This window comes from Pseudonocardia wallangbongensis, from assembly GCF_054486945.1.
Genome location: NZ_JBRERS010000001.1, coordinates 103,160 through 116,510, shown reverse-complemented (window position 1 = coordinate 116,510; position 13,351 = coordinate 103,160). Strand labels below are relative to the sequence as shown.

The following is a 13,351-nucleotide window of genomic DNA, read 5'->3' as shown; positions in this document are numbered from 1 at the left end:
GGGATCAGATCGTCAGGTGGAAGAGGCGGGTGGCGATGCCCTCGAAGAACTCGCGCAGCTCGTCCGCGTCGAGCGGGAGCTCGTCCTGGTGCCGGACCTCGTCGGCCACGTACTGGTAGGGGTAGTCCATCGCGTAGAGCACGCGGTCGGGGCCCATGACGTCGCGGACGAACATGATCCCCGGCTGCCAGGCCATCCCGCTGGTCGTGTACCAGACGTTGCGGCGCAGGTACTCGCTCGGGCGCAGCTGCAGCGCCTTCATCGCGGGGTAGCGGCCGGACGCGACCTGCGCGGCGTGGAAGTGGTCGATCCGCGGCAGCCAGAACGGCAGCGCCTCGCCGAGGTGCCCCACCACGAGCCGCAACCGTGGGAACCGGTCGAACACCCCGGACGTGATGATCCGCAGCAGGTGCATCCCGGTCTCCACGGCGAAGCCGTAGATCGCCCCGTCGAGGCCCGCCTCGTAGAGCGGGTCCAGCATGCGGTCGTTCGGGGTGTTCGGGTGCAGGTAGACGGGCACGTCGAGGTGCTCCGCGGCCTCCAGGACCGGCCAGAACCGCTGGTCGTCCAGGTAGCCGCCCTGTATGTGCGAGTTGGCGATCACACCGCACATCCCGAGGCGGCTGACGGCCCGTTCCAGCTCGGCGACCGCGGTCGCCGGGTCCTGCCAGGCGACCGCGGCGAGCGCGGTGAACCGGTCGGGGTGGTCGCGGACGGCCTGAGCGGCCATGTCGTTGGTGAGGGTCGCCATCGTGCGGGCGGTGGCGGTGTCGAGGACGTTCGTGCCCGGCGCGGTGAGCGCGAGGACCTGGTGGTCGATGCCCGCCGCGTCCATGTCGGCGATGCGTTCGGCGCCCAGGTCGGCCAGCCTGCGGACGACGGCGCGCGGCCGCTCCGCCGCGCTGCCGAGGTAGAAGCCCCAGAGGCTCTGGAACCCCTTGTCGCCCTCCCCGTCGTGCAGCAGCCCGCGGTAGAGCTGCAGCAGCTCGGGCGGGGCGAAGGCCTCCTCGGTGGCGATCCGCCGGTACGTCACGTCCACGGCTGTCCCGTCACGGGGTGCGGGTAGTGGAACGGCACGACGTCGGTGGCCGGGAAGAACGCGAAGTCGGGCAGCAGCTCGTCGGGGCCGAGCGGGTCGTCCGGGAACGTGGTCGTCGGGATCAGGTGGGTCATCGGCTCGGTGCGCGCCCAGCCCTTGTCGTAGTCGGCGTGCCAGAACGGGTTGTAGTGCAGCTTCTGGATCTTCCAGGAGCCGTCCTCGACGACGTAGCTGTTCTCGTAGACCCCGCCCTCCCACCACTGTTCGAACGAGGTGCGGCCGGCCAGCTCGGGTGCCGAGTGGTGCACCCCGGCCTGCATGAGCGCGCGGATCCGCGCGTTGGCCGACAACGCGTCCGGTGCCACCGTGACGATGTCCTGCAGCATCGGGTGGTCGAGCAGGAACCCGGGGAGGGGGCCGTTGTGCCCGCGGGTGAAGCGCTCCCGGAACCGCTGCAGGTACAGCCGCTCCACCCCCGCGCGGCCGCGGTACCGGCCACCGATGAACACGACCTCGCCGTCGCGGGCGAACAGGTCCGCGACCTCCTGGTAGAGGCACTTGTCGAGGTAGTAGCCGTACTTGTGGTGCAGCGTGCGCACCTCGTGGCGCGCCTCCGTGACGGCGAGGCGGCGGGCGAGCTCGTCGACCGTGCGCCGCAGCTCTTCCAGCTCGGTGGACGCTTCGGTGGTGGACATCCTTCGGGAACTCCTTCGTTCTCAGGCGGTGCGGGCGGCCAGCTCCGCGCTGCTCACCCAGTTGCCGTGCAGGCCGCGGCGGATGCGGATGGGCAGCGCCACCGTGGCGACGGGCGGGGCGTCGAGGCGCTGGGCGTCGAGGATCACCAGGTCGCTGCGCATCTCCTGGTGCCGCCCGACCACCACGAACACGTAGCCGTGCCCCTCGGGCGCCTCGTCGTTGCCGGGGACGAACAGCGGCTCGGCGACGGAGCAGTCGTCGCCGGGGTAGAAGACCTGCGGCGGCGTCGCACCGCTGGTGTCGAACGCGCCGACCCAGCGGAAGCCGGCGCCCGGCCGGGGGTCGCCGGGCACGTCGTTGAGCGCCAGGAACCCGCGCCGGTAGGGGAGTGTCTCGAAGCGGTCGTCCATCCGCGGGAACTCGCCGGGGACGTCGGTCAGCCGCTGCTCGGTGAACGTCGCGCCGTCGGACGCCGTGTCGATCGTCCATCGGGACAGGTAGCCGCGGGCGCGCACCGGGTCGTACGGCGCGCCCGTGACGTCCGGGAAGAACGGGAAGAAGTTGCTCTGCCCGACGGGGGTCTCGACGTGGATGCGGCGCCCGTCGTCCCAGGCGCCGAGGACGTGGCTCGCGAACCGGTTGGACCCGCGCAGCCAGCGCACCTGCGCCGCCGTGCCCTTGCGCGGCAGGACGCCGAGGTACACCTCCCGGTCCGGGTCCCACTGGAAGTGCGGCTGCCGCTGCTCGAGCCACCCGGGCTCGCTGCGCATCGGGATGATCGGGAAGACGACGAAGTTCTGGGTGACGGCCCAGTCGTGCACCATGCTCGAGTACGGCGCGCGGATCCAGGTCTCGTGGACGATCCGGCCGTCCGGATCGGCCTCGTAGTAGGCGATGTCCGGGGTGGTCTCGCCCTTGGCGGCGTAGCCGAAGAACACCATCTCGCCGGTGCGCGGGTCCATCTTGGGGTGTGCCGTGCACGTCTGCGACGTGAGCGTGCCCTCGAAGGTGTACTCGCCGATCGTCTCCAGGGTCATCGGGTCGAGCAGGACGGGCGCGCTGTCCTCCTTGGACGCGTAGAGCTTCCCGCCGTGGTAGAAGACGTTCGTGTTGCCCAGCCCGCGGGAGAGGCCGGCGACGGACGGGTCGTCGGTCAGCGGGTTGCGGTAGGCGCCGAAGAGTGCCCGCCCGGCCTTCGCCTCGGCCTCGTACCGGGGCGTGCGGACGTAGCGGCTGCGGAAGTCGACCCGCCCGCCCTGGAAGCGGAAGTACATGGCCATGCCGTCGTCGTTGAACGTCGGCACGTCCGGCTGCACGGCCGGGGGCCACTGCCGGTCGGTGACCACGCGGTAGTAGGTGCCGGACAGGTGTTCGGGCACCTCGCCCTGCACCACCTCGAGGCCTGCGATGTCGGCCTCCACGCGCATCGGGGCCTCGAACGCGCTCGCGCCGTCGCGGTGCGGGAACCTGGTCATCCGTCGACACCCCCTCGTGTGGTTGGCCCCCACCACAGCCGGGTCTACGGCACGGCGACGAGCGCGCGCGACGCCCCTTCCTCGATGTGGAAGATCAACTGTCGCGGATCCGCTGCTGGATCAGCGAGGCGGCGCCGATCACCGCGGGTGTGAGCGCGTCTAGCCGGGCGGCGATGACGCACACGGCCGCCACCGGCTCCCCGATGCCGAGCGGTACGGCCGCACCGAGTGCGGCGACGGACGGGTCGGTCTCGCCGAGGTTCGTCGCCCATCCGCGGACTCGGCCGAGCTCGCGTTTCAGGTCGTCCCAGCCGGTGATCGAGCGTGCGGTCGTGCCCTCGAGGTGGCGGCTCGGGTAGCGCTCGCGCAGGGCGCGGTGTAGGGCCCGCTCACGCGGTCCTGCGGAGCGAACCCCGCTGGCACGCAGGTCGCGAGCAGCCGGTGCGCGGTGGGCGCGGCGACGTCCACCTCCCGCGACACCTCGGTGACCGACACCGACCCACGCCGCGTCAGCAGGCGGACCGGCGCGAGCACCGCGGCCGAGCTGATCGCCGCCTGGTGTTTTTTCCGCGCGGGGGAACGGACGGCGTCAGCGTCGGGTCAGATCGGCGAGGTCGATCGCGAATCGATGCCCTGCGACCTCGAGATCGACCACGCCGGTGTGCTCGCCGGACAGTTCGTACGTGCCGTCCACCAGGGTGTAGGAGAGCAGGCTCGCCGGCGCGTCGAGGTCGATGATCCAGTACTGGGGGATGCCGGCCTCGGCGTACTCGGACAACTTGAGCACGCGGTCGACGCGCCGAGTGCCGTCGGACAGCACTTCCACGGCGAGCAGCAGGCCGGCGCCCGTGACCCGGGCCGGGTTGGCCTCGTAGAGCTCGGTGTGGGTGACGAGTACGTCCGGCCTTCGGACCGTGAGCGGCTGGCCTGTGAGTACCACCTCGCCTTCGGTCACGGCGACGAGGTTCGCCGGGAGCTGGTCATCGAGCCGGTTGCTGAGGCGCGACCCGGCACGCAGGTGCCAGAAGAGCGGCGCGGGCGACATGGCGATGACCCCTTCCACGAGCTCGAGCCGGACCCCGTCGGTCTCGGGCAGGGCATCCCACTCCTCCAGGGTGAGCAGGTGGTCGGGCCATGGGACGGTCAGCGACCGGGTCATCGCCACCTCCTTCTGATGCGTGCAGATGGTCCCACATCGCACCGACGCGGTGGGCGAGTTCGGAGAGTGTCGGACGGAGGTGGCAGGCTGGGTGCGATGACTACCGAGGCGGACGGGCTGTTCGAGCTGGACGAGCCGGACCCGATGCCGCCGGTCGACGAGGCCGGGGCGCGGGCCACGGCGCCGCTCGCCGTCCGGATGCGCCCGCGCACGCTCGACGAGGTGGTCGGGCAGGCCCACCTGCTGCGTCCCGGTGCCCCGCTGCGCCGGCTCGTGGAGGGCGGGGCGGCCGCGTCCGTGCTGCTCTACGGACCGCCCGGCACGGGCAAGACCACGATCGCCCGGCTGCTCGCGGGCGTGGGGAGCCGGCACTTCGTCGCGCTGTCGGCGCTCTCGTCGGGCGTGAAGGAGTTGCGGGCCGTCATCGACGACGCCCGGCGCCGCCGCGACCGGCTCGACCAGCAGACGGTGCTGTTCATCGACGAGGTGCACCGCTTCTCCAAGACCCAGCAGGACGCGCTGCTGGGCGCGGTGGAGGACCGGCTCGTGCTGCTCGTCGCGGCCACCACGGAGAACCCGTCGTTCTCGGTGGTGGCGCCGCTGCTGTCGCGGTCGCTGGTGCTGCAGCTGCAGTCGCTCACCGACGACGACGTCCGCGGGCTGTTGCGCCGTGCCGTCGCCGACCCGCGCGGGCTCGGGGACGCGGTGTCGCTCGCCGCCGACGCCGAGGACGCCATGGTCCGGCTGGCCGGCGGCGACGCCCGGCGCGCGCTCACGGCGCTCGAGGCGGCCGCGGACGGCGTCACGGGCACCGGCGCAACCGAGATCGACGTCGCCGCGGTCGAACGCGCGGTCACCGAGGCCACCGTGCGCTACGACCGCCAGGGCGACCAGCACTACGACGTGATCAGCGCGTTCATCAAGTCGATCCGCGGCTCCGACCCGGACGCCGCGCTGCACTACCTCGCCCGCATGCTGGTGGCGGGGGAGGACCCGCGCTTCGTCGCCCGGCGGCTGATGGTGCACGCCAGCGAGGACATCGGCCTCGCCGACCCCACCGCCCTGCAGGCCGCCGTGGCGGCCGCCCAGGTCGTGCAGCTCGTGGGGATGCCGGAGTGCCGGCTCGCGCTCGCCCAGGCCACCGTCCACCTGGCCACGGCGCCGAAGTCGAACGCCGTGATCACCGGCATCGACGAGGCGATGGCCGAGGTGCGCGCCGGCGCCGCGGGGGCGGTTCCCCCGCACCTGCGCGACGGCCACTACGCCGGCGCGCAGAAGCTGGGCAACGCCGTCGGCTACCGCTACCCGCACAACACCACCGACGGCGTTCTCGCGCAGCAGTACCCGCCCGACGGCCTGGTGGGCCGCGACTACTACCGGCCGTCCGCACACGGCGCCGAGCGTGCGCTCGCCGAACGGCTGCCCAGGCTGCGTCGCGTCGTGCGGGGAGAGCGTCCGTAGAACCACGGATCCGGACGCGGCGGGTGGATGGCACGCTCACCCGGTGTCGATGTTCAGCCTCGTCGCGATCGCCTTCGCGGGCATCCTGGGATTCCGCGCGTACACGCACGTCCGGGTGGCGCTGGCCGGGCGGTCCCGGCGCCGGCGGTCGCTCGGCGCCACCCCGGTCACGGTGGCCGAGCTCGTGGCGATGGCGGACGCCGCGCGCGCGGAGCTCGGTCCGGGCGTGTTCGACCAGCACGTCGTGGTCTCGGGCCCGGCCGAGCGATCGGCGGACGGGGCGCTCGAGGCACCCTTCAGCGGGACGTCCTGCCTCTGGTACCGGGCGACGACCATCCGGGTCGTTGCGGACCGGGACGGTGGCACCCGCCACGAGATCGACGCCGACACCACCAGCCGGCGGGAGTTCCGGCTGGTCGACGGCGGCACCGAGCTCACGGTGCGGCCCGGGGCCACCCGGATCGAGGGCTCGACGCAGACGATGGACCAGCTCGTCGAGAGCCCCGACGAGGGAATCGACCTCGGCCTGGTGCGGATCGTCTCCAGTCCGGACCGCACGATCCGCCGCGAGTGGGTCGTCCGGGCCGGGACGCGGCTCACCGTCGTCGCCGACGTGAAGGACGTCGCGGGGAGGCTCACGGCCGAGGAGCGGCCGGACGCGCCCATCCGGATCACGACCGACAGCTCGTCGGAGGCGGTCGAGGCCGACGAGCGGGCCGAGCGCGCCGGGTGGCGGTCGGGTGCACTGTGCGCGGCCGGGGCGATCGCCGCGCTGCTCGTCGCCGTGATCGGTACGTTCTGACCTCGCGGTGGGCGGGACGAGGGCGCCTGCCGCCTACCGGCGTTCCGCGGATCGCCCCATGCGGACGGCGTCGACATCGGCCGGGTTCCACGCCGGGTCGCGGCCCAGCAGCGTGAGGACGCGGGTCCAGGCGTCCGCGTCCTGCGGTGCGGGGCGCGCGTGGGCGAAGGAGGCGCCGGGAGTCTCGCGGTACTCGTCGTCCGGGATCTGCTCGGACATGGCGAGGGCCGCGCCGACGACCTCGGCGTCCAGGTCGCTGACGTAGTCGTCCTGGATCCCGAGAGTCGTGGCCACGTCCCAGCCGTGCACCAGCGTGTCGATCAGGTGCATCTGCACGACGACCGGCGCGGGCGCCCGGCGGTCGAACTCCGCCAGCAGGACGAGGCCGTCGGCCCCGTCGGCGAACGCGGCCACCACCTCGTCGAGGCCTTCCGCGAGGGTCGCGGCGGGGGACGGGCCGAGCGGGTGCGGGGCGTAGGCCGACACGCCCGCGTCGTCGCCGGCGCGGGTCGCGCGGACGGCCGCGGCGAACCCCCGGTCCTGGCCCGTCATGTGTTCCAGCAGGGTGCGCAGGTCCCAGCCGGCGCAGGGGGTGGGGCGGTCGAGGTCGGCGGGCGTGATCCGGTCGATGACGGGACGGATGCCGGCGACGGAGCGCCGGTGCAGTTCGACGATGTTCTCCATAGGTAGATAGTCTACCGCAGTAGACGATAGGTCAAGGGATACCGTTGTCCCGTGGACGGGCAGCGACACGATCTCGGCGCGGCCTTCGCCTGGCTCGCCCGCGCGATGATCACGGCGGAGGAGCCGATCCTGCGCGCCCACGACGTCGAGATGTGGGACTACGTCGTGCTCGCGACGCTCGAGCGCGGGTCGGCGCCGACCCAGTCGGAGCTCGCGGCGGCCTCGGGTCGGGACAAGACGCGCCTCATCCCGATCCTCGACCGCCTCGAAGCCCGCGGCCTGGTGCGGCGCACGCCCGACCCGGCGGACCGGCGCAACCGCATCGTGGGGCTCACCCCGGCGGGGCGGGAGGTCGTGGCGTCCTGCCGGGAGGGGATCCGGGCGATGGAGGCGGAGTTCCTCACCGGCCTCGAGCCGGGCGAGCGCGCCACCTTCGTCGCCGTCCTGGACCGGCTCGCGGACGTGGTCCGCGAGCGCTGAGTCCGGCCCGTTGACGCCGGATAAGTTCTACCGTAGAACTTAGCCCGCCACGACGAGGTGAACGGAGCGCGCCGATGACGCGGCCCCCATCGACCCAGCCCGCCGCAGACCCGGTCCACCTGCGCGCAGGCGGGGTGAGCGTCGTCCTCGGAACCGGCGGTGATCGGCTGCCCGCGGTGCTGCACTGGGGTGCCGACCTCGGCGAGCTGACCGCCACCGACCTCGCCGAGCTGGCCGGCGCCGGCGTGCCCGCCACCGTTCCGAACGACCTCGACCAGGTCACCCGGGCCGGGATCCTCGCCGAGCACGCCGCGGGCTGGACCGGCCGGCCGGGCCTCGCCGGGCAGCGCGCGGGCCGGGCGTGGTCGCCGCTGTTCACGCTCACCGACCTCGCCGTCGAGCACTCCGTGGACGGCGGGGGACGCGTCCGCGCGACCGGCCGGGACCCCGAGGCCGGCCTGGACCTGCACCTCGAGCTGGAGCTGCTGCCCTCCGGTGTGCTGCGCCAGCGCGCCGGCGTGGCGGTTCCGGCCGGCAGTGACGTGCTCGGGGACGCCGAGCCGTTCGTCGTCGACGGGCTGGCCCTGACGCTGCCGGTTCCGCCGGTCGCCACCGAGCTGTTCGACCTGGCCGGGCGCTGGGGACGCGAGCGCGCGCCGCAGCGGGCGCCGTTCGTCGTCGGCATCCACTCCCGGGAGAACCGCCGCGGCCGCACCGGCCCCGACGCCCCGCTGGTCCTCGCCGCGGGCGCGGCCGGTTTCGGCAACTCCGCCGGCGAGGTCTGGGCGGTCCACGTCGCCTGGAGCGGCAACCACGTCACCTACGCCGAGCGCCTCTCCACCGGCGCCGCCGTGCTGGGCGGCGGTGAGCTGCTGCTGCCCGGGGAGGTGCGGCTGGGGCCGGGGGAGTCCTACACCGGCCCCTGGGTCTACGCGGCGCACGCCGTCGACGGGCTCGACGGCATCGCCGCGCGGTTCCACACGATGCTGCGCTCCCGCCCGCACCACCCGGTGCAGCCGCGCCCGGTCGTGCTGAACACGTGGGAGGCCGTCTACTTCGACCACGACCTCGACCGGCTCGTCGAGCTCGCCCGGGTCGGCGCCGACGTGGGCGTGGAGCGCTACGTGCTCGACGACGGGTGGTTCCGCCACCGCCGCTCCGACCACGCGGGCCTGGGTGACTGGTACGTGGACGAGGACGTCTGGCCCGAAGGCCTGCACCCGCTGGTGCGGGAGGTGCGGCAGCGGGGCATGGAGTTCGGGCTGTGGGTGGAGCCGGAGATGGTGAACCCCGACTCGGACCTCGCGCGCGCCCACCCCGACTGGATCCTGCGGACCGGCGGCCGGCTGCCGATCCCCTCCCGGCACCAGCAGGTGCTCGACCTCGCCCACCCGGACGCCTACGCGTTCATCATGGAGCGGCTCGACGCGCTGCTCACCGAGTACCCGATCGCCTACCTGAAGTGGGACCACAACCGCGACCTGGTGGACGCCGGGCACGGCCCGCTCGGCGTGCCCGGCGTGCACGCCCAGACCCGCGCCGTCTACCGCCTGGTCGACGAGCTGCGCGCCCGCCACCCCGGCGTCGAGATCGAGTCCTGCTCGTCCGGCGGGCTGCGCGTCGACCTGGAGATCCTCGAACGCACCGACCGGATCTGGGCCAGCGACATGATCGACCCCCTCGAACGCCAGCAGATCCAGCGGTGGACCGCGCAGCTGCTCCCGCCCGAGCTGGTCGGCTCGCACGTCGGCTCCCCGCGCTCGCACTCCACGGCGCGCACGCACGACCTGTCGTTCCGCGCCGGCACGGCGCTCTTCGGCTCGTTCGGCATCGAGTGGGACGTCACCACCGCCGGACCGGAGGAGCGCAAGGAGCTCGCCGCGTGGGTGCAGCTCTACAAGGACGTCCGCGGGCTGATCCACACCGGCACGGTGGTCCGGGCCGACCAGCACGACCCGGCGTTCGCCCTGCACGGTGCCGTCGCCCCGGACCGCTCCGACGCCCTCTACGCGCTGGTGCAGCTGGCCACGCCGGTGACGTCGGTGCCGGGCGCACTGCGGCTGCCCGGCCTCGACCCGGACCGGCGCTACCGCGTCACCACGCAGGCTCCCGGTGACCGCCCGTCCCTGCGGGCGCGGCAGGCGCCCGGGTGGCTCGCCCGAGGGGTCGAGCTGCCCGGGCGCGTGCTCGCCGAGGTCGGACTGCGCGCGCCGGCCCTCAACCCCGAGCAGCTCCTGCTCCTGCGCGCGACGGAGGTGGCGTGACGTCCACCGTCGCCGTGCCCGCGGCGCGCACGTCCGCCGTGGCCCGGCCCACCCGCCGGAACCGCCGCGAGACGTGGGTGGCGCTGGGCTTCATCCTCCCGACGGTCTTCGGGTTCGCAGTGTTCTACCTGTGGCCGTCGCTGCGCGGGCTGGGCCTGAGCCTCACCGACTACGAGTTCTTCTCCGCGACCTCGTTCGTCGGTCTCGGCAACTACCAGCGCCTCCTCACCGACGAGACGTTCTGGAACGCCATGCTCGTGACGGTCGAGTACGTCCTGCTTAACATCGGGTTCCAGACCGTGCTGGCCGTCCTGCTCGCGGTGCTGCTGCACCGGCTCACCCGTTCCGTCGTGATCCGCGGCCTCGTGCTGCTGCCGTTCCTGGTGGCGAACGTCGTGGTCGCGCTGCTGTGGTTCTGGATGCTCGACGCGCAGATCGGGATCGTGAACCAGGTCCTGTTGTGGTTCGGGCTCGGCCCGGTCTCGTTCTTCGGCAGCGAGTCGTGGGCGATCCCGACGATCGCGTTCGTCAACACGTGGCGCCACCTCGGGTACACCGCGCTGCTGATCTTCGCGGGGCTGGTGATGATCCCGCGGACGCTCTACGAGGCCGCCCGGGTGGACGGGGCGAGCGAGTGGCAGATGTTCCGGCGGATCACCCTGCCGCTGCTGCGCCCGGTGCTGGCACTGGTGCTGGTGGTCACGGTCGTGGGCTCGTTCCAGGTGTTCGACACGGTGGCCGTCACCACGGGCGGCGGGCCGGCCGACGCCTCGCGCGTGATCCAGTACTACATCTACGACCTCGCCTTCCAGCGCCTCGACTACGGCTATGCCTCGGCGGTCTCGGTCGTGCTGCTGGTGGTCCTGTCCGTCATCGCCTTCGTGCAGCTGCGGCTGATGCGGGCGAACGAGTCGGACCTCGCCTGAGTCCCCGCAGGAGCTGACATGGTCACCGTCGACGTCGCTGCCGCTCCGACCGGTCGTACCCGGGGTCAGGAGGCCGGCGGCCCCACGCCCGGGCGGGTGCTGGCCTGGGCCTGCCTCGTCCTGATCATCGCGATCACGCTGTTCCCGTTCTACTGGATGCTGCGCACCGCGCTCTCCAACGGCACCACGCTCGCCACGGCCGGCACCTCGTGGCTGCCGGTGGACTTCACCTGGGGCGCGTTCAAGCGCGTCCTCGGGCTGGCCACGATCGAGGAGGCGCAGGCGGAGGGCGGCTCGGGCGCCGCCGTCGACTTCTGGGTCTACCTGCGCAACTCCGTGGTCGTCGCGGCACTGATCACGGCCGGGCAGGTGTTCTTCGGAGCCCTCGCCGCCTATGCGTTCGCCCGGATGAGGTGGCCGGGGCGCGACGCCGTGTTCTTCGTGCTGCTGACGGCGCTGATGGTGCCGCCGATCTTCACGCAGCTGCCGAACTTCCTGCTGATGCGCGACCTCGGGATCCTCAACACCTACGCCGCGATCGTGCTGCCGTTCTTCTTCATGACGCCGTTCGCGGTGTTCTTCCTGCGGCAGTTCTTCCTCGGGATCTCCCCGGAGATCGAGGAGGCGGCCCGGCTGGACGGCGCGGGCCACGTCCGCACGTTCTTCCGGATCATCGTGCCGATGAGCTGGGGGCCGATCACCACGCTCGCCCTCCTGCAGTACGTGCAGGCGTGGAACGAGTACCTGTGGCCACTGCTGGTGGGCAGTGAGCGGGGTGTCCGCACCCTGACGGTGGCGCTCGGCGTGTTCCGGTCCCAGACGCCGCAGGGCAACCCGGACTGGCCCGGGCTGATGGCGGCCACGCTGATCGCCGCGCTCCCGGTGCTCCTGCTGTTCATCGCCTTCGGGCGCAAGATCGTCGACTCCATCGGCTTCTCGGGGATCAAATGACGCACAAGCGCACCCGTCCCGTCATCGCCCTCGCCGCTGCCGCCGTCGTCTCGCTCGCCTCGGCCTGCGCCGCCGAGCGTCCACCCGCCGAGTCGGGCGGGTGGGACGACACCGGCGAGGTCACCTACTGGATGTGGGACTCCGCCCAGCTGCCCGGTTACCAGCAGTGCGCGGCCGACTTCGAGGCCCGCAACCCGGACATCCACATCGCCGTCGAGCAGATCCGATGGGACGACTACTGGCACCGCCTGCTCACCGCGTTCGTCGCGAACGCCGCCCCGGACGTCTTCGTCGACCACACGTCCAAGTACGGCGACTACACCTCCCGCGGCCTGATCGAGCCGCTCGACGAGCTGATCGCGCGGGACGGGCCGGACCTGTCCCAGTTCGTCGAGGGCACCCCCGACCTGTGGGTCGGCGACGACGGCAAGCGCTACGGCCTGCCGAAGGACTTCGACGCGGTCGGCGTCTTCTACAACGTCGAGATGGCGCAGGCCGCGGGCATCACGCCGGAGCAGATGCAGGACCTGACCTGGAACCCGCGGGACGGCGGCACCTTCGAGGACGTGCTCGCCCGCCTGACCGTCGACCGCAACGGCGTGCACGGCGACGAGCCCGGCTTCGACAAGAACGCCGTCGCGACCTACGGGCTCGGCCTGGCCCCCAACCTGGGGGACGGGGCGGGGCAGACCCAGTGGTCGATGTTCACCGGCGCGCTCGACTGGTCCCACACCGACCGGCCGCTGTGGGGCACCCGCTGGGGCTACGACGACCCGCGGTTCCAGGACACCGTCCGCTGGTGGCGCAGCCTCATCGAGAAGGGGTACATGCCGCCGCCGGAGCTGGCGGTGGGTGGCCAGCTGTCCCAGCTGCTCCAGGCCGGCCGGGCCGCACTGGTCACCGACGGCTCGTGGAACATCAGCACGTACGCGAGCCTCGGCGGGATCGAGCTGGCGACGGCGCCGACGCCGATCGGTCCGCGCGGACACCGCTCGTCGATGACCAACTCGCTCTCCGACTCGATCGCGGCCGGCTCGCCGAACAAGGGCGCCGCCTGGAGGTGGGTGCGCTACCTCGCCTCGCCCGAGTGCCAGTCGGCGGTCGCGAAAGCCGGGGTGGTCGTGCCGGCCACCGCGTCGGTCGTGCCCACCGCCGAGGCGGCGATCGGCGAGCACGGGCTCGACATCACCCCGTTCACCCGGCAGCTGAAGGAGGGCACCGCGTTCCCGTACCCGGCGTCGCAGCATGCGGCCGACGTCGACTCGATCATGGGGACCGCGATGGAGCGGGTGATGGCGGGCAGCGCCGACCCGTCCTCGCTGACCGCGGCGAACGAGGAGGTCAACGCCCTGTTCACGCAGGGTTGAGCGGCAGCCCCAGGACGCTCGCACACCAACTTCGGTGCTCACACACG

Annotated in this window: 13 protein-coding genes; 7 read left to right on the top strand and 6 right to left on the bottom strand. The window is 72.7% G+C overall.

Annotated elements, in window-relative coordinates:
* Positions 1 to 4 precede the first annotated feature (4 nt).
* The 5 genes from ACU436_RS00575 to ACU436_RS00555 all read right to left on the bottom strand — a co-directional run bounded on the left by ACU436_RS00575 (position 5) and on the right by ACU436_RS00555 (position 4,369).
* Positions 5 to 1,039 carry an amidohydrolase family protein gene (locus ACU436_RS00575; RefSeq protein ID WP_459020616.1) on the bottom strand — a complete coding sequence of 345 codons (1,035 nt, stop codon included), beginning with the start codon at positions 1,037 to 1,039 and terminating at the stop codon, positions 5 to 7.
* Complete coding sequence (locus ACU436_RS00570; RefSeq protein ID WP_459020615.1) at positions 1,030 to 1,734, bottom strand: nuclear transport factor 2 family protein; 705 nt, start codon at positions 1,732 to 1,734, stop codon at positions 1,030 to 1,032. Before ACU436_RS00570 ends, ACU436_RS00575 begins: the two co-directional genes overlap by 10 nt.
* A 21-nt stretch (positions 1,735 to 1,755) precedes the next feature.
* Complete coding sequence (locus ACU436_RS00565) at positions 1,756 to 3,210, bottom strand: carotenoid oxygenase family protein (RefSeq protein ID WP_459020614.1); 1,455 nt, start codon at positions 3,208 to 3,210, stop codon at positions 1,756 to 1,758.
* 297 nt (positions 3,211 to 3,507) lie between these two features.
* On the bottom strand, positions 3,508 to 3,744 hold the full coding sequence (locus ACU436_RS00560; RefSeq protein WP_459020613.1) for a helix-turn-helix domain-containing protein: 237 nt from the start codon (positions 3,742 to 3,744) through the stop codon (positions 3,508 to 3,510).
* 55 nt (positions 3,745 to 3,799) lie between these two features.
* The gene (locus tag ACU436_RS00555; RefSeq protein WP_459020612.1) at positions 3,800 to 4,369 is read right to left on the bottom strand and encodes a Uma2 family endonuclease; all 570 of its coding nucleotides are present in this window, start codon (positions 4,367 to 4,369) and stop codon (positions 3,800 to 3,802) included.
* Positions 4,370 to 4,465: 96 nt separating this feature from the next.
* Here ACU436_RS00555 and ACU436_RS00550 point away from each other — a divergent pair, with 96 nt between their 5' ends.
* Complete coding sequence (locus ACU436_RS00550) at positions 4,466 to 5,830, top strand: replication-associated recombination protein A (RefSeq protein ID WP_459020611.1); 1,365 nt, start codon at positions 4,466 to 4,468, stop codon at positions 5,828 to 5,830.
* 49 nt (positions 5,831 to 5,879) lie between these two features.
* Positions 5,880 to 6,632, top strand: coding sequence for a GIDE domain-containing protein (locus tag ACU436_RS00545; protein ID WP_459022569.1), 753 nt, complete (start codon positions 5,880 to 5,882; stop codon positions 6,630 to 6,632).
* 33 nt (positions 6,633 to 6,665) lie between these two features.
* On the opposite strand, the gene ACU436_RS00540 is transcribed toward ACU436_RS00545, so the two are convergent.
* Entirely contained in the window at positions 6,666 to 7,316 is a 651-nt protein-coding gene (locus ACU436_RS00540; protein WP_459020610.1) for a TIGR03086 family metal-binding protein, read from the bottom strand.
* A 51-nt stretch (positions 7,317 to 7,367) separates the two neighbouring features.
* Between ACU436_RS00540 and ACU436_RS00535 the strand changes: the two genes are divergently transcribed.
* The 5 genes from ACU436_RS00535 to ACU436_RS00515 all read left to right on the top strand — a co-directional run bounded on the left by ACU436_RS00535 (position 7,368) and on the right by ACU436_RS00515 (position 13,304).
* On the top strand, positions 7,368 to 7,796 hold the full coding sequence (locus tag ACU436_RS00535; RefSeq protein WP_459020609.1) for a MarR family winged helix-turn-helix transcriptional regulator: 429 nt from the start codon (positions 7,368 to 7,370) through the stop codon (positions 7,794 to 7,796).
* A gap of 74 nt (positions 7,797 to 7,870) precedes the next feature.
* Positions 7,871 to 10,060, top strand: a complete 2,190-nt coding sequence (locus ACU436_RS00530) for an alpha-galactosidase (RefSeq protein WP_459020608.1) — start codon at positions 7,871 to 7,873, stop codon at positions 10,058 to 10,060.
* On the top strand, positions 10,057 to 10,986 hold the full coding sequence (locus ACU436_RS00525; RefSeq protein WP_459020607.1) for a carbohydrate ABC transporter permease: 930 nt from the start codon (positions 10,057 to 10,059) through the stop codon (positions 10,984 to 10,986). The genes ACU436_RS00530 and ACU436_RS00525 overlap by 4 nt, the downstream gene beginning before the upstream one ends.
* Positions 10,987 to 11,004: 18 nt before the next feature.
* Positions 11,005 to 11,937, top strand: a complete 933-nt coding sequence (locus ACU436_RS00520; protein ID WP_459020606.1) for a carbohydrate ABC transporter permease — start codon at positions 11,005 to 11,007, stop codon at positions 11,935 to 11,937.
* Positions 11,934 to 13,304, top strand: a complete 1,371-nt coding sequence (locus tag ACU436_RS00515) for an ABC transporter substrate-binding protein (RefSeq protein ID WP_459020605.1) — start codon at positions 11,934 to 11,936, stop codon at positions 13,302 to 13,304. Before ACU436_RS00520 ends, ACU436_RS00515 begins: the two co-directional genes overlap by 4 nt.
* Positions 13,305 to 13,351 lie beyond the last annotated feature (47 nt).

What these genes read in the sequence shown, in the direction of transcription:
- ACU436_RS00555 (WP_459020612.1), bottom strand. Translation starts at nt 4,369, where the DNA reads ATGACCCGGTCGCTGACCGTCCCATGGCCCGACCACCTGCTCACCCTG.
- ACU436_RS00520 (WP_459020606.1), top strand. Translation starts at nt 11,005, where the DNA reads ATGGTCACCGTCGACGTCGCTGCCGCTCCGACCGGTCGTACCCGGGGT.
- ACU436_RS00550 (WP_459020611.1), top strand. Translation starts at nt 4,466, where the DNA reads ATGACTACCGAGGCGGACGGGCTGTTCGAGCTGGACGAGCCGGACCCG.
- ACU436_RS00545 (WP_459022569.1), top strand. Translation starts at nt 5,880, where the DNA reads ATGTTCAGCCTCGTCGCGATCGCCTTCGCGGGCATCCTGGGATTCCGC.
- ACU436_RS00565 (WP_459020614.1), bottom strand. Translation starts at nt 3,210, where the DNA reads ATGACCAGGTTCCCGCACCGCGACGGCGCGAGCGCGTTCGAGGCCCCG.
- ACU436_RS00570 (WP_459020615.1), bottom strand. Translation starts at nt 1,734, where the DNA reads ATGTCCACCACCGAAGCGTCCACCGAGCTGGAAGAGCTGCGGCGCACG.
- ACU436_RS00540 (WP_459020610.1), bottom strand. Translation starts at nt 7,316, where the DNA reads ATGGAGAACATCGTCGAACTGCACCGGCGCTCCGTCGCCGGCATCCGT.
- ACU436_RS00530 (WP_459020608.1), top strand. Translation starts at nt 7,871, where the DNA reads ATGACGCGGCCCCCATCGACCCAGCCCGCCGCAGACCCGGTCCACCTG.
- ACU436_RS00515 (WP_459020605.1), top strand. Translation starts at nt 11,934, where the DNA reads ATGACGCACAAGCGCACCCGTCCCGTCATCGCCCTCGCCGCTGCCGCC.